Source organism: Variovorax sp. GW823-FHT04F07, assembly GCF_058795995.1.
Genome location: NZ_JBXAIG010000006.1, coordinates 122,147 through 140,688, shown reverse-complemented (window position 1 = coordinate 140,688; position 18,542 = coordinate 122,147). Strand labels below are relative to the sequence as shown.

Genomic DNA, 18,542 nt, shown 5'->3' with positions numbered 1-18,542 from the left:
TTTCTCCCCCGACCCATTCCAACAGTTCCAGAGGTCCCATGTTCGCCACCCACGTCTCCGCATGGCTGCAGCGCCGCGGCATCCACTACGGCTGGATCGTCGCCGCCGTCACCTTCCTGACCATGCTCACCATGTCGGCCGCGCTCGGCCTGCCGGGCGCGATGATGAAGCCGCTCGGCGAGGAGTTCGGCTGGAGCACCGAGCAGATCTCGTCCGCGCTCGCGCTGCGCTTTGCGCTGTTCGGCCTCATGGGCCCGTTCGCCGCGGTGCTGATGGAGCGCTACGGCCTGCGCGCGGTGATGTGCGCAGGCCTCACGCTGGTCGGCCTGGGAATGGCGCTGGTCACCACGGCCTCGCAGCTGTGGCAGCTGTTCGTGCTGTGGAGCCTGATGCTCGGCCTGGGCACGGGCATGACGGCGCTGGTGCTGGGCGCCGTGGTGGCCAACCGCTGGTTCGTCGCGCGGCGCGGCCTGGTCGTGGGCATGCTCACGGCCAGCGCAGCCACCGGCCAGCTGGCCTTCCTGCCGCTGGCGGCCTGGATGATCGAGCACTGGGGCTGGCGCTCGGCCATCGTGCCGATCGTGGTGGGCAGCGTGGTGATTGCGCTGCTCGCGCTGTGCCTGGTGCGCAACCGGCCGTCGGACATCGGCCTGCTGCCCTACGGCGAAGCGCCCGGCACGCAGCCGGCGCCGGCGCCCGCGTTCACGATGAACTTCGCCACGCCGTTTCGCGTGCTGCGCGAGGTGGCGACCAACCGCACCTTCCTGATCCTGGCCGGCACCTTCTTCATCTGCGGCCTGAGCACCAACGGCCTGGTGCAGACGCACTTCATCTCGCTGTGCGGCGACTACGGCATGAGCGCCGTGCCCGCCGCCTCGGTGCTCGCGATGATGGGCGCCTTCGACTTCGTCGGCACCATCCTGTCGGGCTGGCTGTCCGACCGCTACGACAACCGCAAGCTGCTCTTCTGGTACTACGGCCTGCGCGGGCTGTCGCTGTTCTGGCTGCCGCATTCGGAGTTCACGATCTATGGCCTGGGCCTGTTCGCGATGTTCTACGGGCTGGACTGGATCGCCACCGTGCCGCCGACCGTCAAGCTCGCAGGCGCCGCCTTCGGTCCCGCGAAGGTCGGGCTGGTGTTCGGCTGGATCTTCGCGGCCCACCAGCTGGGCGCGGCCACCGCGGCCTACGGCGCGGGCTTTGCGCGCACGCTGCTGCTGACCTATACGCCGGCGCTGTACACGGCCGGCGCGGCCTGCCTGTTCGCGGCGGTGATCGTCATGGCGATCCGCCGTCCCGCCAAGACCGCTGCTGCACCGGCCGCGGCCACCACCAACGCCGCCGCGCGCGCCTGACCGCCGGAGACCCGCATGACCACCACGCAACAAGCGAACGGCGACCTCGACCCGCGCACGCGCCGCCTGCTCGAGGCGCCCATCATCCCCACGCTGCTGCGGCTGGCCGCGCCCAATGTGCTCGTGATGCTGGCGCAGGCCTCCGTCGGGCTCATCGAGACCTACTTCGTCGGCAAGCTCGGCACCGACGCGCTGGCCGGCATGGCGCTGGTGTTCCCCATCGTCATGCTGATGCAGATGACCTCCAGCGGCGCGATGGGCGGCGGCATCGCCTCGTCGATCGCGCGTGCGCTGGGCGCGCGCCGCCGGGGCGACGCCGATGCGCTGGTGTGGCACGCGGTGGTCATCGCGATCGGCTTCGGCCTGTGCTTCACGCTCGCGCTGCTGCTGGGCGGGCGCTGGCTGTATGGCGTGATGGGCGGCACTGGCGCCGCGCTGGAAGCCGCGCTCACGTACTCGAACTGGGTGTTCGCGGGCGCGGTGCTGGTGTGGCTCTTCAACTCGCTGTCCGCCATCATCCGCGGCACCGGCAACATGGCGGTGCCGGCCAACGTGACGGTGGTGGGCGTGGTGTTCCTCATTCCGGCGTCGCCGCTGCTGATCTTCGGCATCGGGCCGTGGGGCGGCATGGGCATCGCGGGCGGCGCGCTGGCGCTGCTGCTGTACTACCTGTTGGGCTCGCTCGCGCTCATCGCCTACCTGCGCTCGCCGCGCAGCCTGCTGCGCCCCACGCTGGCGGCGTTCCAGATGCGCTGGCCGCTGTTCCGCGACATCCTGCGCATCGGGCTGGTGGGCACGGTGTCGACGGTGGCGACCAACCTGTCGATCGGCATCGCCACCGCACTCACCGGCCATTTCGGCGCGGGCGCGCTGGCCGGCTACGGCACCGCGTCGCGGCTCGAGTACCTGCTGGTGCCGCTGGTGTTCGGCCTCGGTGCGCCGCTGGTCGCGATGGTCGGCACCTGCATGGGCGCGGGGCTGCGCGAGCGCGCGCTGCGCGCCACCTGGGCCGGCGCGGCGCTGGCCTTCGGCATGGCCGAGGTCATCGGGCTGGCTGCGGCGCTGTTCCCGCGCCCGTGGCTGATGCTGTTCGGCCACGACCCCGTGATGCTCGAGACCGGCGCACACTACCTGCGCGTGGTGGGGCCGCTGTACGGTTTCTTCGGCGTCGGGCTGGTGCTGTACTTCGCCTCGCAGGGCGCGGGCCGGCTGCTGTGGCCGGTGCTCGGCAACATCGCGCGGCTCGCCGTGGCGGGCACGGGCGGCTGGCTGGCGCTGCGCTGGGGCGGCGGGCTCACCGGCGTGTTCGCGGCGCAGGGTGTGGCGCTGGTGGTGTACGGCATCGTCATCGCCTCGGCCATCGCGGGCGGCGCGTGGTTCGGCCGTGTGGGCTGGCCGCGCACGACCCAGGGGCTGCTGCGCCGCGTGGCGCAGGCCTGAAGCGCTTCCGCTATCTCTTCATTAACGAAAGGCTCGTCATGCAGATCAAGGATTCCGTCGTCTTCATCACCGGCGCCAACCGGGGGCTCGGCCTGGCGTTCGCCAAGGCGGCACTCGCGGCCGGTGCGCGCAAGGTCTACGGGGCCGCGCGCGACCCGAAGAGCGTCACGCTCGCGGGCGTCGTGCCCGTGGCGCTCGACGTGACGCAGCCCGCGCAGATCGAGGCCGCGGTGCGCGCCTGCGGCGACGTGACGCTGCTGGTCAACAACGCGGGCATCTCGCGCGGATCGAGTTTCCTGGGGTCGGCCGATGCGGTGGCCGCGGCGCGCGCTGAATTCGAGACCAACTTCTTCGGCCCCTGGGCGCTCACGCAGGCCTTTGCGCCGGTGCTCGCGTCGAACGGCGGGGGTGCGGTCCTCAACGTGCTGTCGGCCCTGGCCTGGACAACGTTCCCCGGCGTGGCGACCTACAGCGCCACCAAGTCGGCGGCCTGGTCGCTGAGCAACGGCTTGCGCAACGAATTGGCGGGGCAGGGCACGCAGGTCACGAGCCTGCACGTGGCGCTCATGGACACCGACATGGCGGCGCGCCTGCCCGGTCCCAAGACCTCGCCCGATGACGCCGCGCGCCAGGCGCTGGCGGGCGTGGAAGCGGGGCTGCCCGAGGTGCTGGCCGACGAGGTCACGCGCCAGCTCAAGCAGAGCCTGTCGACCGAGCGCCCCGCCTATGCGAGCCCGCCGGCCTGAGGGCGTGCGTCAGTAGCGGTAGGGGTTGTTGGGGCGGCGGTCGTAACGGTTGGGCACACCGTCGCCGTCGTTGTCCCGGCGGCCGTGGCGGCGGCCTTCCCAGTCGCGGCGGCCGTGGTCGTAGTAGCCGTGGCGACGCGGACCATCGTAGTAGCCCGGGTGGTAGTGGCGCGGGGGCGGCGGCGGGGCGTAGTAGTGATGGCGCGGCGGCGGCGCGGGCGTCACGTACACCTGGGCCTGGATGAACGGGCCGCCGGCCTGGGCATGGGCCGGCGCGGTGAGGGCGGCCAGCGACAGCAGGGCGGCAGCACCGAAGGCGAATGTCAGCTTTTTCATGGCGACTCCTGGGGAGTGATTGCGATGCCTCATCGTCGCGCCATTATGTGAAGTTCTTGTAAGCCGGAAGCGAAATCGCATGAAGAGCTGTAAGCCGCTGCGCTCGCGCTTTTTCAGCGTGGCGGGGCCGGCAGCATGCGCCGAAGGGCTTCGAAGAACAGATCGGACTGTTCCCGCTCGCCCTGGATCTGCGCCGCCACGTGCGCGGCCAGCTTGGCGTTGACGGGCACCAGCGGGCGCCCGGTCGATTGCGCGATCACCTGGTGCAGGCAGGCGCGCTCCAGGTAGTACAGGTCGTCGTAGGCGTGCGCGATGGTGCCGCCCGCCACGATCACGCCGTGGTTCGCGAGAAAGGCCACGTCCTTGCCCGCCATGGCGCGCGCGATGCGCTCGCCCTCGGCGTCGTCCAGTGCCAGGCCGTTGTACTCGGCGTCGATGGCGATGCGGTTCATGTAGCGCATGGCGTTCTGGCTGGCGGTGGGGTCGAGCGCGCGGTCGACCGTGAGCGTCAGCGCCGTCGCGTAGGGCATGTGGCAGTGCAGCACCACGGCGTGGCCCGTGAGCCGGTGCACCGCGCCGTGGATGAAGAGGGCGGTGGGCTCCACGCGGTGGCGGCCCGCGAGCACTTCGCCGTGCACGTCGATCAGCACGATGTCGTCGGGTCCGATCTCGCTCCAGTGCAACCCGCGCGGGTTGATGAGGTAGCGGTCCTGCGCGCCCGGCAGCAACACGCTGAAATGGTTGCACACACCTTCGGACAGCCCGTGGTGGGCCGCGGCGCGCAAGGCGAGCGCGAGGTCTTCGCGCAACTGGCGCACGGCGGGGCTGGCGTATTCGGAATCGGCGGACATCGCGGGGGTCTCCTTCTTTCTTGTGGTGGATGGGGCTTGTCGGATCAGGCGCGGACCAGCCCGGCCCAGGCCGCCACGAAGCGCTGCGCGTCCTCGCGCACGGCGGCGGCGGTCTTGCCGGGCTTGTAGAGCGAGGAGCCGATGCCGAAGCCGGCGGCGCCAGCCGCGCGCCACGCGCCCATGTTGTCGGGGGCGATGCCACCCACGGGCATCACGGGCGTGCCGGCCGGCAGCACCGCGAGCAGGGCCTTGACCACGGCGGGCGAGGCCAGCTCGGCCGGGAACAACTTCAGGCCCGTGGCGCCGGCCGCGAGCGCGCCGAAGGCCTCGGTCGGCGTCATCACGCCGGGCAGGCAGGCCATGCCCAGGCGCGCCGCCTCGCGGATCACTTCCGCGTTGAAATTGGGCGACACGATCAGCTCGCCGCCGGCCGCCTGCACTTCGCGCACCTGCTTCGCGTCGAGCACGGTGCCCGCGCCGACCAGCGCGTTTGGAAAGCGCTGGCGCATCAGCGCGATGCTCTCCAGCGGCTGCGGCGAATTGAGCGGCACTTCGAGCAGCCGGAAGCCGGGCTCGACGATGGCATCGCCCACATCGGCGGCTTCGGCGGGCGAGAGGCCACGCAGGATGGCCACGAGCGGCAGGGCCTGCATCGCGGCGTTGAATTTTTCGAGGGGCGTGGTCATGGGGCGGGTGTCCGGTCGGTGTCGAGGAAGCCGGACAGCGTGTGCAGTCCGGCCCAGGTGGCTTCGGCGCCGAGCGTGCGCGTGGCGACGCCGGTGGCGCGCAGGGCCAGGGTGTAGCGCTGGGTGAGGGTGGAGGAGCCGATCAGCACGACCTCGCCGACGGCCTGTACCGATTGCGTGCGCAGCTCTTCGCCGATGAGCAGGCCCGACAGGTAGCTCGACAGCTCTTCCTTGGGCATGCGCTCGAACAGCGCGAGCGTGCGCGTGCCGAAAGCGTTGTGCAACAGGCCGTGGCCGTTCTCGGAGCGCGTCACGCCTTCGAGGAACGCGGCTTCGTCGAGCGGCGCGGCGGCGTCGAGCGTGCGCCCCAGGATCGAGTGCTGGCTCAGCAGCGCGTAGAACTCGCCCGTCATGTAGGTGCGAAAGCCCGCGACGCGGCCTTTCTTGACCGTGGCCCATTTGTTGTGGGTGCCGGGCAGCACGAAGACGCCGTCGTCCAGGCCGGTGATCGTCATGGCGCCGAGGATCTGCACCTCTTCGCCGCGCATCACATCGGGCACGCCGGCGTGCTCGTCGCTGAGGCCGGGCACGATCGCGATGCGCGCGCCGGGGATGGCGTCTGTGGCGATGATGCTGCGGCCTACTTCGACGCGGCCTGCGGGGCAGGGGCAGTAGGGCGCTTCGACCCAGCCCTGCTTGCTGCCGGCCATGCCGGAGATCAGGCAGCGCGTGTCTGCCAGGCGCATCCAGTCGCCGAACAGCGACTCGAACACGGCAGGAAAGCCGCCCTCGGGCACGGTGAGGATGCCGCGGGCGTCGCTGCGCTCTTCGATGACCTGCCCGCTCGGGTCGAGCAATGCACCGCGTAGCGAGCTTGTGCCCCAGTCGATGGCGATGAGTCTTGTCATGTCTGTCGTCTGTTGCGTTTCGAGAGTTTGTTCGGGGCGCGTGCCCAGGGCACCGGGTACTTCCCTCCGCGAATGTCCCCCGCCTTCGGCTCCTCCTTGATTTCGCTGCGGGAAGCACCCAGTGCCCTGGGCACTGGAGGCGCGGTTGTTGTGCGTGCCGATCAACGACTGCAGCGAACAACGCTCACGTCGATGGGGTGCCTTGCGCAGCGAAATCAAGGAGGAGCCCGAAGGGCGGGGGACATTCGCGGAGCAAGGTACCCCGTCGGCGGGAGCGCGCCCTGGATCTCTCCAAATCAGTGATTGTCTCGCGGCACAAAAGCCCCACGGCGACCACGCAGAAAGGCCAGGTCCGCTCCCTGGTCGGCCTGCAGCACCGTGTCGACGTACAGCTTCCAGTACCCCGAATCGAGCGGTGCCTTGGGTGCGACCCACTTCGCGCGGCGCTTCGCCAGTTCCTCGTCGCTCACGTGCAGGTGCAGCTTGCGGTTCGGCACGTCGAGCTCGACGATGTCGCCGTCCTGCACCAGCGCCAGCGGGCCACCCGCAGCCGCTTCAGGCGCCGTGTGCAGAACGACGGTGCCGTAGGCCGTGCCGCTCATGCGTGCGTCGCTGATGCGGACCATGTCCGTGATGCCCTTGCGCAGCACCTTCGGCGGCAGCGGCATGTTGCCGGCCTCGGCCATGCCGGGGTAGCCCTTGGGGCCGCAGTTCTTGAGCACCATGATGCAGTGCTCGTCGATGTCCAGGTTCTCGTCGTCGATGCGCTTGTGCAGGTCGTCGGCGCTTTCGAACACCACCGCGCGGCCCTTGTGCACCAGCAGCTCGGGCGTGGCCGCGCTGGGCTTGATGATGGCGCCGTTGGGCGCGAGGTTGCCACGCAGCACGCAGATGCCGGCCTTGTCCTTGAAGGGCTCGGCCTGGGTGCGGATGACCTGCGGGTTGTAGTTCTCGGCATCCTTCACGTTCTCCCACACGCTCTGGCCGGTGACGGTGAGGATGTCCTTGTGCAGGTGGTCGGCGATTTCCTTGATGACCACCGGCAGGCCGCCCGCGTAGCAGAAGTCTTCCATCAGGAACTGGCCCGAGGGCTGCAGGTTCACGAGGCAGGGCAGGTCGGCGGCCAGGCGGTCGAAGTCGTCGAGCGTGAGCTCGACACCCATGCGGCCCGCAATGGCCAGCAGGTGGATCACGAAGTTGGTCGAGCCGCCGATGGCCGCGTTGACCTTGATCGCGTTCTCGATCGCCTGGCGCGTGAGGATCTTCGACATGTTGAGGTCTTCATGCACCATGTCGACGATGCGCCGGCCCGCCTGCCGTGCGAGCACGTTGCGCCGGCCGTCGACAGCAGGGTAGGCCGCGTTGCCCGGCAGGCCGATGCCCAGCGACTCGACCATGCTGGCCATGGTGCTGGCCGTGCCCATCGTCATGCAGTGGCCGTGGCTGCGGTGCATGCAGCTCTCGGCCTCGAAGAAGTCTTGCAGCTTGAGCGTGCCGGCGCGCACCTGCTCGCTCATCTGCCATACGCCGGTGCCCGAGCCCAACTCCTGCCCGCGCCATTTGCCCGAGAGCATGGGTCCGCCCGACACGCCGATGGTCGGCAGGTCGACGCTGGCCGCGCCCATCATCAGCGCGGGCGTGGTCTTGTCGCAGCCCATGAGCAGCACCACGCCGTCGAGCGGGTTGCCGCGAATGCTTTCTTCGACATCCATGCTCGCGAGGTTGCGGTACAGCATGGCGGTGGGGCGCAGGAGCGTCTCGCCCAGCGACATCACCGGGAACTCGAGCGGGAAGCCGCCCGCTTCGTACACGCCGATCTTCACCTGCTCCGCGAGCGTGCGGAAGTGCGAGTTGCAGGGCGTGAGTTCGCTGAAGGTGTTGCAGATGCCGATGACCGGGCGACCGTCGAACTGGTCGTGCGGCACGCCCTTGCCCTTCATCCAGCTGCGGTAGATGAAACCGTCGCGGTCGTGGCGTCCGAACCACTGCTGGCTGCGCAGTTCGCTGGCGGGCTTTTTCTTCGGGGCGTTGCTCATGGGATGTGTCTCTTCGTCGTTGATGCTTTGCGGAAATCCTCAGGGTTTTTCCTGCGGGACGCCCGTTTCAATCATCATATGATAAGCGTGACGAGCTGTCGCGCATTCAGGGTTTTCGAGTGGCCGGCACAGGCAGATCCGCCTGAATCCGGCCCCGATACGGGCAGGCAAACAGGCACCGGACACCACCAGAACCACACACCCACAGGCAGGCATGATCAAGAACGTTCACGGCAACACGGTCGACCGCATCGGCAGCGACATCGTCGCGGGCCGCTATGCGCCCGGCGCGTCGATTCCGCCGGAGCCGCTCTTGTGCGAAGAGCTCGGCGTGAGCCGGACCGTGGTGCGCGAATCGATCAAGTCGCTGATCGCCAAGGGCCTGGTGACCAGCGGCCCGAAGGTGGGCACGCGCGTGCAGCCGCCCGACCAGTGGAACTGGTTCGACGCCGACGTCATCGTCTGGCAGACGCAGGCGGGCCTGTCGGCCGAGTTCCTGCGCGACCTGCAGGACCTGCGCCGCGTGGTCGAACCCGCCGCGGTGGCGCTGGCCGCCCAGCGCGCCACCGCCGAAGACATCGCCGACATGGAAGACGCCTACGCGGGCATGAAGCGCGCCATCGAGTTCGGCGGCGACTACATCACGCCCGACCTGCGCTTTCACCAGGGCCTCATCCGCTCCAGCCACAACCGCATGCTGGTGCAGATGAGCCGTGCGCTGGGCGCGCTGTTGCGCACCAGCTTCGAGATTTCAACCACCCGCAAGAACGGGCCCGCGAGTTCGCTGCCGCTGCACCGCGCGGTGCTCGACGCCGTCATCGCACGCGATCCGGCCGCCGCCGAGAAAGCCGTGCTGGTGCTCATCGACGGTGCGCGCCACGACATCGAGACGGTGCTGGCCTCGCGCAAGAAGATTCCGCGCATCAGCCGCCCGGCGACGCAGCTGAAGGCCTTCCCGCTCTAGACGCGGCGGCCGCGCAGACATCCCATAACAACACTGGAAAGTCAGGAGACGCAGATGCTGATGCAAAGGGCTATCGACGGATTTTTTCGCCTGCTGGAGTTCCTCGTCGTCGTGTGCATGGTGGCGATGGTGGTCATGGTGTTCGGCAACGTGGTGCTGCGCTACGGTTTCAATTCGGGCATTTCGGTGTCCGACGAGATGTCGCGCTACTGCTTCATCTGGCTCACCTACATCGGCGCCATGGTGGCCATGCGCGACGGCGCGCACCTGGGTGTCGACACGCTCATCAAGCACCTGCCGCTCATGGGCAAGAAGGTCTGCTTCTTCCTGAGCCAGTCGCTCATGCTGTTCTGCAACGTGCTCTTCTTCATGGGCACCTACGAGATGCACGAGCTGCAGGTGACCAACATCTCGCCCGTGGTGGGCATCTCGATGATCTGGGTCTACGGCATCGGCTACGTGGTGTCGGTGGTGATGGCCCTCTTCAACATCGACAAGCTCTGGCGATTGTTCAGGGGCCGGGTGCCCGACCAGGAGCTGATCCAGATCATGGAATCCGAAGAACAGGTGCTCGACGCCGCCGCACACGGGAAGGTGGCGCAATGACTGTCACGATCTTCATCGTCTCCCTGCTCGGCGCCATGGCACTGGGCATTCCGATCTCGTATTCGTTGCTGGTGTGCGGCGTCTCGCTGATGGGCTGGCTGGCCTACACCGGCGGCCTGCCGGCTTTCGACAGCCAGATCATTGCGCAGCGCTTCGTCGACGGTGCCGACAACTTCCCGCTGCTGGCCGTGCCGTTCTTCCTGCTGGCCGGCGAGTTCATGAACGCGGGCGGGCTCAGCCGGCGCATCGTGAACCTGGCGATGGCCTGGGTCGGCCACTACCGCGGCGGCATGGGCTATGTGGCGGTGCTGGCCGCGATCATCATGGCCTCGCTGTCCGGTTCGGCCGTGGCCGACACGGCCGCGCTCGCCGCGCTCCTCATCCCCATGATGAAGGCCGCCGGCTACCAGATGAACCGCTCGGCCGGCCTCATTGCGGCGGGCGGCATCATCGCGCCGGTGATCCCGCCGTCGATCGGGCTCATCGTGTTCGGCGTGGCGGGCAACGTGTCGATCACCAAGCTGTTCCTCGCGGGCATCGTGCCCGGCATCCTGATGGGGCTCGCAGTGGGCGTGGCCTGGTGGATCGTGGCCCGGAAGGACAACGTGAAGTCCTCGCCGCGCGTGCCCTGGGGCGAGCGGCTGAAGGTCACGGCGCAGGGCAGCCTGGCGCTGGCGCTGCCGATCATCATCATCGGCGGCATGAAGTTCGGCGTCTTCACGCCGACCGAAGCCGCCGTGGTCGCGGCCGTCTATTCGCTCGTGGTGGGTCTCTTCATCTATGGCGAACTCAAGGTCAAAGACCTGTACCGCCTCACGCTGGCGGCCGGCAAGACCACCGCGGTGGTGATGTTCCTCGTGGCTGCCGCGATGGTGAGCGCCTGGCTCATCACGGTGGCCAACATCCCGACCGAGGTGGTGTCGCTGCTGGAGCCCTTCCTGGACAACAAGACGCTGCTGATGTTCGTGATGATGGTGCTGATCGTCATCGTGGGCACCGCGCTCGACTTCACGCCCACCGTGCTCATCCTCACGCCGGTGCTGATGCCCGTGGTGCTCAAGGCCGGCATCGACCCGGTGTACTTCGGCGTGCTGTTCATCATGAACAACGCCATCGGCCTGATCACGCCGCCCGTGGGCACGGTGCTCAACGTGGTGAGCGGCGTGGCGCGCATCTCGATGGACGATGCCTTCAAGGGCGTGATGCCTTTCTTCATCGCCCACCTGGTGGTGCTGTTCACGCTGGTGTTCTTCCCGCAGCTCGTGACCGTGCCGCTGCAGTGGTGGATGGGGCGCTAGTTCTTCCTTTTTCCTGTCAGTCAGTTCGTTCAACCAACCCCTCGAATCGAAGGAGACAAGCATGTTGTTTCGCAGAACCCTGATGACCGCCGCCCTCGTGGCCGGCGGCCTGCTGGCGTCGACCGGCGCCCTCGCGCAATTTGCCGAACGCACGATCAAGTTCACCAACGGCGTGAACGAAGACCACCCCGTGGGCGTGGGCGTGAAGAAGATGCAGGAAGTGCTGGCGGCCAAGACCGGCGGCAAGATGAAGATCACGGCCTTCTGGGGCGGTGCCGCGGGCGGCGACCTGCCGGCCACGCAGGCGCTGCGCGCCGGCACGCAGGAAATGGTGTGCACGTCGAGTTCGCCGCTGGTGGGCATCGTGAAGGAACTCGGCGCCTTCGACCTGCCGTTCCTGTTCGCCAACGAGAAGGAGGCCGATGCGGTGCTCGACGGCCCCGCGGGCGAGTACTTCAACAAGAAGCTCGAAGCCGCCGGCCTCGTGAACCTGGCCTACTGGGAGAACGGTTTTCGCAACCTCACCAACAGCAAGAAGCCCGTGGCCAAGGCCGAGGACTTCGAAGGCGTGAAGCTGCGCGTGATGCAGAACAACATCTTCCTCGATTCGTTCAAGACCCTGGGCGCCAACGCCGTGCCCATGGCCTTCGGCGAGGTGTTCACCGCACTCGAAACCCGCACCATCGACGGCCAGGAGAACCCCTTCGTGACCATCGAGACCTCCAAGTTCAGCGAGGTCCAGAAGTACCTGAGCGTGACGCGCCACGCCTACACGCCCTTCCTCATCCTCTACAGCAAGAAGCTCTGGGACCAGCTCAACCCGCAGGAGCAGGCGGTGCTGCGCGAGGCCGCGAAGGAAGGCCAGAAGGTCCAGCGCGAAGCCAACCGGGCGCTCAACGAGAAGTCGCTCGCCAGCCTGCGCAAGACCATGACGGTGAACGAAGTCTCGGCGGCCGAACAGAAGCGCATGCTGGAGAAGGTCAAGCCCGTGTACGACAAGAACGTGCCCAACATCGGCACGGAAGCCGTGGGCGTGGTCACCGACGCGCTGAAGAAGGCGCGCGGGGGCTGATCGAGGCGTTCGGCCATGCGCTGAATGTGTGCAAGAGCCGCGCGGCACCCGCCGCTGCGGCTTTTTCTTTTTGCGGAATCCTTGTCATGAAAATCACGCAGCTCGAAACCATCCGCCTGGGCGAATTTCCCAACATCCTGTGGGTGCGCCTGCACACCGACGAGGGCCTGGTCGGCCTCGGCGAGACCTTCATGGGCGCCGAAGCGGTCGAGGCCTACCTGCACGAGTGGGCGGCGCTGAAACTGCTGGGCACCGACCCGCTGCAGATCGAAGCGCGCAACCGCGACATCACGGGCTACCTCGGCTGGCGCGGGTCGGGCGTGGAAACGCGCGGCAACTCGGCCGTCGACATCGCCCTGTGGGACCTGTTCGGCAAAGCCGCCAACATGCCGGTGCACACGGCGCTGGGCGGCAAGAGCCGCGATGCGATCCGCATCTACAACACCTGCGCGGGCTACCAGTACATCCGCAGCGCCACCAACCAGACCAGCTCGAACTGGGGCCTGGCCAACAACAACGGGCCCTACGAAGACCTGCAGGGCTTCCTGCACCATGCCGACGAGCTGGCCGAGTCGCTGCTGTCCGAAGGCATCACGGCCATGAAGATCTGGCCCTTCGATCCGGCGGCGGAAAAGAGCCACGGGCAGTACATCAGCAACGCCGATCTCGACACCGCGCTCGAGCCCTTCCGCAAGATCCGCCAGGCGGTGGGCGGCAAGATGGACATCATGGTCGAGTTCCACAGCCTGTGGCGGCTGCCGATGGCGCAGAAGATCGCGCGCGCGCTGCAGGAGTTCGACACCTTCTGGCACGAGGACGCCATCCGCATGGACAGCCTCGACCTGCTCAAGCAGTACGCGAAGGACTGCCAGGCGCTCGTCTGCGCCAGCGAGACGCTGAGCTACAAGTGGGGCTTCAAGGACTACCTGCAGACCGGCGTGGCCGGCGTCGCGATGCTCGACCTGAGCTGGTGCGGCGGCCTCACCGAGGCGCGCAAGATCGCCGCCATGGCCGACGCCTGGCAACTGCCCGTGGCACCGCACGACTGCACGGGGCCGGTGGTCTGGGCCGCGTCCACGCACCTGAGCCTGCATGCGCCCAATGCGCTCATCCAGGAGAGCGTGCGCGCCTTCTTCACCGGCTGGTACAAGGAGCTCGTCACCGAGTTGCCGAAGGTCGAGAACGGCATGATCAGCCTCAACGACAAGCCCGGCCTCGGCCTGGAACTGCTGCCCGACCTGCACAAGCGCGCCGACGCGATCGTGCGGGTGTCGAAGGCGGCGTAGCGCCGTTCGTCAGCGGTTGTCGTCGGTGCGCAGCCGCAGCAGGGCGCGCACGAAGCCGTGGTCCGAGCGCGAGCGGTCGCGCCCTTCGTGCAGGTGGTCGTTGAAGTAGTCGACGCGGCGCACGTCGCCCAGGCTGTGGCGGCTGCTGGCGACGAACTCCTCGCTCACCAGGATCTGGTCGAGCACATCCGGAAAGCCCTGGTGGATGTGCGAATAGGCCACGTCCTTCTTCAGCGCCGACTCGCCCTGCATCTCGTAGGCGTTGAACAGCGCCACGTCGCGCGCGGCCTTGTCGTAGGCCACCTCGGAGGTGGCGGCCACCAGCTGCGTGGTCACGCTGTGCGGGTTGTCGTTGAAGTCGCCCATCACCACCAGCGGCACGTTGGTGCCCTGCAGCAGGTCGATCACGATGCAGCGCAGGGCCGCGGCCTCGGCGCCGCGCATCAGCAGCGAGCGCAGCGAGGCCATGGCGCCGATCTTGCGGTCGTCGCGGTCTTCCAGGTGGTTGCCTTGCGCGTCCTGCAGGAACTTGGGGCGCTTGGACTTCAGGTGCACCGTCAGCACATGCACCTGCTGGCCGTGCTTCATGCGCACGGTGACCAGCAGGGGCGGGCGCTCGAAGCGCGTGTGCGGGCCGATGCCCGGCACCTCGACACCGAAGCCCGAGGGGAAGTCGACGAAGGACTGCACGCTGTCCACCTGCAGCCGCGTGACGATGCCGACGCGCGGCGTGCCCTGTGCGCCCGGCCGCCCGGGCGTGCCCGGCGGGCTGCCGGGCGGCGGCGAGTTCTCGGCGCCCGGCACCGAGACGAAGTCGTAGCGCAGCCCGCTGCGGCCGATGGCGGCCTTCAGCGCGGCCTCGTCCCACACCTCCTGCACCGCGAGCACGTCGGCATTGAGCGCGTGGATGCGCTCGCCGATCCAGTCGATCTTGCGTTCGTATTCGCGCTCGCTGTAGGCGTCCTGGTTCTCGTAGTACACGCGGTTGGGGTTCGCGAGGTTGAGCAGGTTGCAGGTGGCGACGAAGAGCGTGGCGTAGTTGGGCGGGATGTAGGAGGGCATGGCCCGCACATTGTGTCCTGAGACGGTGCAAACGACCCTGCTGCGCCGGCCGCACCGGCAGAAACGAAAAAGGGCACCGAAGTGCCCTTTGTGGAATCGACGCGTGTGTGCGTTTCAGCGACCGAACGAACGACCGCCGCCGCCACCGGAGCGGCCACCACCGCCACCGCCGTAGCCACCACCACCACCACCACCACCACCCGAGCGGCCACCGCCACCCGAACGGTTGCCGCCGTAGCCGCCACCGCCGCCCGGTCGGCCGCCGCGACCGCGACCACCCATGTGGTCCACGCTCGTGCGCAACGGGTCCGGCTGGCCGGCGCCGCCGCCTGCAACGGCTTCAGCGCGCAGGTGCGCGACCTGGTTGGCCTGCGTCGGGCTGTGGCTGTTGCCGTGATGGCGCGGTTGGCGCTCTTCGTGCGGTGCGTGGTGATGCGGCTGCTGCGGTGCGCGCGGCTGGCCTTGCTGCGGGCCGCGGCCCTGTGCCGGACGGGCTGCGCCCTGGCCGCGCGGGCCCTGGCCCAGGCCTTGGCCACCACCGTTGGCATTGCGGCCTTGGCCGCCGCCCTGGCCGCCACCGCGGCGCTGACCGCCGCCATTGCCGCCGCCACCACCGCCGTTGCCGCCACCCTGGCCGGCCTTGTTCTCGCGGATGCGCGACATCATTTCGGTGCGTGCGGCCTTGGCGGCTGCCTGCATGACTTCGCGGCTCGGCGGACGGCCGGCGCCGCCCCAGATCGTCTGGCGACCCATGGCGATCGGCTCGGCGCGTTCGCCTTCTTCAGGACCGAAGCCCTCGACCTTCTGCACCGGGATCGTCTGCTTCGTGAAGCGTTCGATTTCCTGCATGAAGCCTTCTTCGTCCAGGCACACGAAGCTCACGGCCTCGCCGCTCGAACCGGCGCGGCCGGTGCGGCCGATGCGGTGCACGTAGTCTTCGCTGACGTTCGGGATCTCGTAGTTCACGACGTGCGGCAGCTCGTCGATGTCGATGCCGCGGGCTGCGATGTCGGTGGCCACCAGGGCGCGGATGTCGCCGCTCTTGAAGCCGGCCAGCGCCTGCGTGCGGGCGCTCTGGCTCTTGTTGCCGTGCAGCGCCATCGCCTCGATGCCGTTCTTGGTGAGGAACTCGGCCACGCTGTTGGCGCCGAACTTGGTGCGCGTGAACACGAGCACCTGGCTCCACTTGTTCTCGTTGATGATGTGCGCGAGCAGCGCCTTCTTCTTGCCGCGGCCCACGGGGTGGATCACCTGCGTGATGCGCTGCACCGTGGTGTTGCGCGGCGTGACCTGGATGCTCTGCGGGTTCTTGAGCAGCGAGCCGGCGAGGTCGCGGATCTCGTCGCTGAAGGTGGCCGAGAACAGCAGGCTCTGCTTTTCCTTGGGCACCAGGGCCAGGATCTTCTTCACGTCGTGGATGAAGCCCATGTCCAGCATGCGGTCGGCTTCGTCCAGGATCAGCATCTGGACCTGGCTCAGATCGAGCATGCCCTGCTGCTGCAGGTCGAGCAGGCGGCCGGGGGTGGCCACGAGGATGTCGACGCCCTTCTTGAGCTTGCTGATCTGCGGGTTCATGCCCACGCCGCCGAAGATCACGGTGGAGTCGAGCTGCAGGTACTTGCCGTAGGTGCGCACCGACTCTTCGACCTGGGCCGCGAGTTCGCGCGTGGGGGTCAGCACGAGGGCACGGATGCCGATGCCGCCGAACTTGTTGGTGGCGCTGCGGCTCATGGTGAGCTTGTGCAGCATCGGCAGGGTGAAGGCCGCGGTCTTGCCGGTGCCGGTCTGGGCGCCGCCCAGCAGGTCGTGGCCGTCGAGGACCACGGGAATGGCTTGCGCCTGGATGGGGGTGGGGGTGTCGTAGCCGTGCTCGTGCACAGCCTTCAAGATGGCGGGAGCCAGCTTCAGTTCGTCAAAATTCATTGTGGAAACAACAAGCGCCATACACGGCGCAGTGGCATCGGCCCGCCAGGCGTCGTTTTGGGGTGACGCCGAGCCAGTCAAGGCAGATGAAGGTCAGGGGTGGGAGCCGGAAGACCCGCGGTGATTTGGGGTTTTCTTCGTCCCCGGCAGAGAGCCGGTTTGCGGGCAACTGGACCCGGCAACGAGGACTATTGTCGCATGAGTCGATAATCATGGGTTCGCCGCGCTCGGATCACTGTCCGGACGACCGTGCTTTTACGCAAATCCCAAGCTACCCAAGGTAATCATTCACAGATGGCTCAATACGTCTATTCGATGAACCGCGTCAGCAAGACCGTGCCGCCCAAGCGGCAGCTCTTGAAGGACATTTCGCTCTCTTTCTTCCCCGGCGCCAAGATCGGCGTGCTCGGCCTGAACGGCTCGGGCAAGTCCACGCTGCTCAAGATCATGGCGGGTGTGGACAAGGAATTCGAGGGCGAGGCCCTGCCCATGCCGGGAATGACGATCGGCTACCTGGAGCAGGAACCCAAGCTCAACGCCGAGCACACGGTGCGCGAATCGGTCGAGGAGTCCATGGGCGCGGTGTTCGCGGCCAAGGCGCGCCTCGAAGAGGTCTACATCGCCTACGGTGCCGAAGACGCCGACTTCGACGCGCTGGCGGCCGAACAGGCCCAGCTCGAAGCCATCATCGCCACCGCCGGCACCGATTCCGAGCACCAGCTCGAAATTGCCGCCGACGCGCTGCGCCTGCCGCCGTGGGACGCCAAGATCGGCCTGCTGTCGGGCGGTGAAAAGCGCCGCGTGGCGCTGTGCCGCCTGCTGCTGTCCAAGCCCGACATGCTGCTGCTCGACGAACCGACCAACCACCTGGACGCCGAATCGGTCGAGTGGCTCGAAGTGTTCCTGCAGCGTTTCACGGGCACCGTGGTGGCCATCACCCACGATCGCTACTTCCTGGACAACGCCGCCGAGTGGATCCTGGAAATGGACCGCGGTCGCGGCATTCCCTGGAAGGGCAACTACAGCACCTGGCTTGAGCAGAAGGGCGAACGCCTGGCGCAGGAGCAAAAGAGCGAAGAAGCCCACGCCAAGGCCCTGAAGAAGGAACTCGAGTGGTCGCGCCAGAACCCGAAGGCACGCCAGGCCAAGAGCAAGTCGCGCCTGGCCCGCTTCGAAGAGCTGAGCGACATGGAATACCAGAAGCGCAACGAAACGCAGGAAATCTTCATTCCTGTGGCGGAGCGGCTGGGCCAGCAGGTGTTCGAGTTCCACGGCGTCAGCAAGTCCTTCGGCGACCGCATGCTGATCGACAACCTGAGCTTCACCGTGCCGCCGGGCGCGATCGTCGGCATCATCGGCCCGAACGGCGCCGGCAAGTCGACGCTGTTCAAGCTGCTCGCGGGCAAGGAAAAGCCGGACACGGGCGAGGTCGTCATCGGCCAGACCGTGAAGATGGCCTTCGTCGACCAGCACCGCGACGAGCTGGCGTCCGACAAGACCGTGTGGGAAGACATCTCCAACGGCCTGGACATCATCAACGTCGGCAAGTTCCAGATGGCCAGCCGCGCGTACGCGGGCCGCTTCAACTTCAATGGTGCCGACCAGCAGAAGAAGGTCGGCACGCTGTCGGGCGGTGAACGCGGCCGACTGCACCTGGCCAAGACGCTGATCGCGGGCGGCAACGTGCTGCTGCTGGACGAACCGTCGAACGACCTGGACGTGGAAACCCTGCGCGCCCTGGAAGACGCGCTGCTCGAGTTCGCCGGCACCGTGATGGTCATCAGCCACGACCGCTGGTTCCTCGACCGCATCGCCACGCACATCCTCGCGGCCGAAGGCGACAGCCAGTGGACCTTCTTCGACGGCAACTACCAGGAGTACGAAGCCGACAAGAAGAAGCGCCTGGGCGAAGAAGGCGCCAAGCCGAAGCGCATGCGCTACAAGGCCTTGAAATAAGGCTCGCCCCCAGGCTT

At 67.7% G+C, this 18,542-nt stretch carries 16 protein-coding genes; 9 read left to right on the top strand and 7 right to left on the bottom strand.

Translation table 11 applies throughout. The annotated features are described in order from the left end of the window. The first annotated feature begins 38 nt into the window (after positions 1 to 38). The 3 genes from AC1RAA_RS24850 to AC1RAA_RS24840 are packed head-to-tail and all read left to right on the top strand — an operon-like array spanning position 39 to position 3,541. Complete coding sequence (locus AC1RAA_RS24850) at positions 39 to 1,355, top strand: MFS transporter (RefSeq protein ID WP_062480127.1); 1,317 nt, start codon at positions 39 to 41, stop codon at positions 1,353 to 1,355. A gap of 15 nt (positions 1,356 to 1,370) precedes the next feature. Then, on the top strand, positions 1,371 to 2,795 hold the full coding sequence (locus AC1RAA_RS24845) for an MATE family efflux transporter (RefSeq protein WP_070062482.1): 1,425 nt from the start codon (positions 1,371 to 1,373) through the stop codon (positions 2,793 to 2,795). A gap of 38 nt (positions 2,796 to 2,833) precedes the next feature. Further along, positions 2,834 to 3,541, top strand: coding sequence for an SDR family oxidoreductase (locus tag AC1RAA_RS24840; RefSeq protein WP_492727989.1), 708 nt, complete (start codon positions 2,834 to 2,836; stop codon positions 3,539 to 3,541). Positions 3,542 to 3,550: 9 nt separating this feature from the next. Here the strand turns inward: AC1RAA_RS24840 and AC1RAA_RS24835 are convergent, their stop codons facing one another. From AC1RAA_RS24835 to AC1RAA_RS24815, 5 genes are all read right to left on the bottom strand, one after another. Next, complete coding sequence (locus tag AC1RAA_RS24835) at positions 3,551 to 3,877, bottom strand: hypothetical protein (RefSeq protein WP_095746254.1); 327 nt, start codon at positions 3,875 to 3,877, stop codon at positions 3,551 to 3,553. A gap of 113 nt (positions 3,878 to 3,990) precedes the next feature. Beyond that, positions 3,991 to 4,773 (bottom strand): aldolase, encoded by a 783-nt coding sequence (locus AC1RAA_RS24830; protein WP_492728360.1) that lies wholly within the window; start codon positions 4,771 to 4,773, stop codon positions 3,991 to 3,993. Further along, positions 4,773 to 5,414, bottom strand: coding sequence for a 2-dehydro-3-deoxy-6-phosphogalactonate aldolase (locus AC1RAA_RS24825; RefSeq protein ID WP_492727987.1), 642 nt, complete (start codon positions 5,412 to 5,414; stop codon positions 4,773 to 4,775). The genes AC1RAA_RS24830 and AC1RAA_RS24825 overlap by 1 nt, the downstream gene beginning before the upstream one ends. Beyond that, on the bottom strand, positions 5,411 to 6,322 hold the full coding sequence (locus AC1RAA_RS24820) for a 2-dehydro-3-deoxygalactonokinase (protein ID WP_070062486.1): 912 nt from the start codon (positions 6,320 to 6,322) through the stop codon (positions 5,411 to 5,413). The genes AC1RAA_RS24825 and AC1RAA_RS24820 overlap by 4 nt, the downstream gene beginning before the upstream one ends. 296 nt (positions 6,323 to 6,618) lie before the next feature. Further along, positions 6,619 to 8,358, bottom strand: a complete 1,740-nt coding sequence (locus AC1RAA_RS24815) for an IlvD/Edd family dehydratase (protein ID WP_062476021.1) — start codon at positions 8,356 to 8,358, stop codon at positions 6,619 to 6,621. A gap of 214 nt (positions 8,359 to 8,572) precedes the next feature. On the opposite strand from AC1RAA_RS24815, the gene AC1RAA_RS24810 reads away from it, so the two are divergent. The 5 genes from AC1RAA_RS24810 to AC1RAA_RS24790 all read left to right on the top strand — a co-directional run bounded on the left by AC1RAA_RS24810 (position 8,573) and on the right by AC1RAA_RS24790 (position 13,584). Next, positions 8,573 to 9,322 (top strand): FadR/GntR family transcriptional regulator, encoded by a 750-nt coding sequence (locus AC1RAA_RS24810; RefSeq protein WP_062476018.1) that lies wholly within the window; start codon positions 8,573 to 8,575, stop codon positions 9,320 to 9,322. Between the two features lie 54 nt (positions 9,323 to 9,376). Beyond that, positions 9,377 to 9,928: a TRAP transporter small permease gene (locus tag AC1RAA_RS24805; protein ID WP_223301408.1), complete on the top strand. Its 552-nt coding sequence runs from the start codon at positions 9,377 to 9,379 to the stop codon at positions 9,926 to 9,928. Then, entirely contained in the window at positions 9,925 to 11,226 is a 1,302-nt protein-coding gene (locus AC1RAA_RS24800) for a TRAP transporter large permease (protein ID WP_070062487.1), read from the top strand. Before AC1RAA_RS24805 ends, AC1RAA_RS24800 begins: the two co-directional genes overlap by 4 nt. A gap of 61 nt (positions 11,227 to 11,287) precedes the next feature. Next, positions 11,288 to 12,298, top strand: a complete 1,011-nt coding sequence (locus tag AC1RAA_RS24795) for a TRAP transporter substrate-binding protein (RefSeq protein ID WP_062476013.1) — start codon at positions 11,288 to 11,290, stop codon at positions 12,296 to 12,298. Between the two features lie 86 nt (positions 12,299 to 12,384). Next, the gene (locus tag AC1RAA_RS24790; RefSeq protein WP_062476010.1) at positions 12,385 to 13,584 is read left to right on the top strand and encodes a mandelate racemase/muconate lactonizing enzyme family protein; all 1,200 of its coding nucleotides are present in this window, start codon (positions 12,385 to 12,387) and stop codon (positions 13,582 to 13,584) included. A gap of 9 nt (positions 13,585 to 13,593) precedes the next feature. Here the strand turns inward: AC1RAA_RS24790 and AC1RAA_RS24785 are convergent, their stop codons facing one another. Together AC1RAA_RS24785 and AC1RAA_RS24780 are read right to left on the bottom strand one after the other, a co-directional pair. Next, positions 13,594 to 14,646 (bottom strand): endonuclease/exonuclease/phosphatase family protein, encoded by a 1,053-nt coding sequence (locus tag AC1RAA_RS24785; RefSeq protein ID WP_492727983.1) that lies wholly within the window; start codon positions 14,644 to 14,646, stop codon positions 13,594 to 13,596. A gap of 114 nt (positions 14,647 to 14,760) precedes the next feature. Further along, positions 14,761 to 16,569, bottom strand: coding sequence for a DEAD/DEAH box helicase (locus tag AC1RAA_RS24780; RefSeq protein WP_492727980.1), 1,809 nt, complete (start codon positions 16,567 to 16,569; stop codon positions 14,761 to 14,763). 294 nt (positions 16,570 to 16,863) lie between these two features. Here AC1RAA_RS24780 and ettA point away from each other — a divergent pair, with 294 nt between their 5' ends. Next, positions 16,864 to 18,525, top strand: a complete 1,662-nt coding sequence (ettA, locus tag AC1RAA_RS24775) for an energy-dependent translational throttle protein EttA (RefSeq protein ID WP_062475998.1) — start codon at positions 16,864 to 16,866, stop codon at positions 18,523 to 18,525. Positions 18,526 to 18,542: the final 17 nt, after the last annotated feature.

Bases quoted from the DNA above. Each gene is read 5' to 3' on its own strand.
- AC1RAA_RS24850 (WP_062480127.1), top strand. From the start codon at position 39: ATGTTCGCCACCCACGTCTCCGCATGGCTGCAGCGCCGCGGCATCCAC.
- AC1RAA_RS24845 (WP_070062482.1), top strand. From the start codon at position 1,371: ATGACCACCACGCAACAAGCGAACGGCGACCTCGACCCGCGCACGCGC.
- AC1RAA_RS24840 (WP_492727989.1), top strand. From the start codon at position 2,834: ATGCAGATCAAGGATTCCGTCGTCTTCATCACCGGCGCCAACCGGGGG.
- AC1RAA_RS24835 (WP_095746254.1), bottom strand. From the start codon at position 3,877: ATGAAAAAGCTGACATTCGCCTTCGGTGCTGCCGCCCTGCTGTCGCTG.
- AC1RAA_RS24825 (WP_492727987.1), bottom strand. From the start codon at position 5,414: ATGACCACGCCCCTCGAAAAATTCAACGCCGCGATGCAGGCCCTGCCG.
- AC1RAA_RS24820 (WP_070062486.1), bottom strand. From the start codon at position 6,322: ATGACAAGACTCATCGCCATCGACTGGGGCACAAGCTCGCTACGCGGT.
- AC1RAA_RS24815 (WP_062476021.1), bottom strand. From the start codon at position 8,358: ATGAGCAACGCCCCGAAGAAAAAGCCCGCCAGCGAACTGCGCAGCCAG.
- AC1RAA_RS24810 (WP_062476018.1), top strand. From the start codon at position 8,573: ATGATCAAGAACGTTCACGGCAACACGGTCGACCGCATCGGCAGCGAC.
- AC1RAA_RS24805 (WP_223301408.1), top strand. From the start codon at position 9,377: ATGCTGATGCAAAGGGCTATCGACGGATTTTTTCGCCTGCTGGAGTTC.
- AC1RAA_RS24800 (WP_070062487.1), top strand. From the start codon at position 9,925: ATGACTGTCACGATCTTCATCGTCTCCCTGCTCGGCGCCATGGCACTG.
- AC1RAA_RS24795 (WP_062476013.1), top strand. From the start codon at position 11,288: ATGTTGTTTCGCAGAACCCTGATGACCGCCGCCCTCGTGGCCGGCGGC.
- AC1RAA_RS24790 (WP_062476010.1), top strand. From the start codon at position 12,385: ATGAAAATCACGCAGCTCGAAACCATCCGCCTGGGCGAATTTCCCAAC.
- AC1RAA_RS24785 (WP_492727983.1), bottom strand. From the start codon at position 14,646: ATGCCCTCCTACATCCCGCCCAACTACGCCACGCTCTTCGTCGCCACC.
- AC1RAA_RS24780 (WP_492727980.1), bottom strand. From the start codon at position 16,569: ATGAATTTTGACGAACTGAAGCTGGCTCCCGCCATCTTGAAGGCTGTG.
- ettA (WP_062475998.1), top strand. From the start codon at position 16,864: ATGGCTCAATACGTCTATTCGATGAACCGCGTCAGCAAGACCGTGCCG.